This window comes from Dryocola clanedunensis (genome assembly GCF_038405435.1).
GTDB lineage: Bacteria > Pseudomonadota > Gammaproteobacteria > Enterobacterales > Enterobacteriaceae > Dryocola > Dryocola clanedunensis_A.
Genome location: NZ_JBBYHZ010000056.1, coordinates 259 through 849, shown reverse-complemented (window position 1 = coordinate 849; position 591 = coordinate 259). Strand labels below are relative to the sequence as shown.

Sequence of the window (591 nt, the reverse complement as noted above, 5' to 3'; positions counted from 1 at the left end):
GCCAAGGCCAATGAACGCTGGCTCACCGTCCTCAACGGCTGGATCGCCCAGGCCGGCCAGTACGACGGCCAGCCCATGAGCGAAGACACCAAGCGCCAGATCCATCTGCTCAAGCTGATGACCTCCATGCCCGCCCCGCGCGACCCGGCCAAGCTCTCCGAGCTGACTCGCATCGCCAGCCGCATGGAGGGCGCCTACGGCTCCGGCAAGTACTGCACCGACGAGGCCAACCCGCAGAGCTGCCGCCAGCTGGGCGATCTGGAACAGGTGCTCGCGCGCAGCCGCGACTACGACAAGCAGCTCGACGCCTGGCAGGGCTGGCATGGCACCACCAAGCCGATGCGCGCCGACTACGAGCGCTTCGTCAGCCTGGTCAACGAAGGCGCCAAGGAAATGGGCTTCGCCGATGCCGGCCAGATGTGGCGCAGCGGCTATGACATGCCCGCCGACCAGATCGGCCCGGAAACCGACCGGCTGTGGGACCAGGTCAAGCCGATGTACGAGCAGCTTCACTGCTACGCGCGCACCAAGCTCGACGGCACGTACGGCAAGGACAAGGCCGAGGTCAACGGTGGCCTGATCGCCGCACAC

At 67.0% G+C, this 591-nt stretch carries 1 protein-coding gene; it reads left to right on the top strand.

The window, feature by feature from the left end; translation table 11 throughout:
* Positions 1-591 (top strand): M2 family metallopeptidase (locus AAE045_RS23330; RefSeq protein ID WP_455549697.1); only part of this gene is annotated, 591 nt, incomplete at both ends.